Here is a 618-nt window from a genome sequence, read left to right on the forward strand (position 1 = left end):
GCCCCCCCCCCCCCCCCCGCCAGGATTGCACGGTGCCGCGCGATCAGCCGCGTGCGCACTTCGCGCACTGGGCGATGGCCGATATCCCGGCCGATGTGCGCGCGCTGGCCGCGGGCAGCTGCAGCGATGGCTTCACCGTGGGCGGCAAGACCCAGCCGGCGGGCCCGCCAGGCAGCCGTCAGGGCCTGAACGATTTCACCGGCTGGTTCGCCGGCAATCCGGACATGGCCGGCCAGTACCTGGGCTATGACGGCCCGTACCCGCCGTTCAACGACGAGCGCGTGCACCGCTATTTCTTCCGTGTGTTCGCGCTGGACGTGGCGCAGCTGGCGCTGCCCACGCCGTTCACCGCCGCCGATGTGCTGCATGCGATGCACGGGCACGTGCTGGCCGAAGCCTCGCTGCATGGCACCTACACGTTGAATCCGGCGCTGGCGTGAGGGGATACGTGCCGACCGAAGGTCGGCATGCGCCCCGGTAGGTACCGACCGTTGGTCGGTACTGCGCTATCGGGAGCCGGCCAGCGGCCGGCACTACAGATCGGGAGCCGGCCAGCGGGCGGCACTACATCGGGAGCCGGCCAGCGGCCGGCACTACAGAATGAAGAAGGGCGGCCCG

At 70.9% G+C, this 618-nt stretch carries 1 protein-coding gene; it reads left to right on the forward strand.

The features are described 5' to 3' along the window. The coding region (locus tag ACE026_RS03230) for a YbhB/YbcL family Raf kinase inhibitor-like protein (RefSeq protein WP_486037799.1) at nt 1–440 on the forward strand (440 nt) is incomplete at its 5' end. Nucleotides 441–618 lie beyond the last annotated feature (178 nt).

This window comes from Stenotrophomonas sp. AGC87, assembly GCF_057333975.1.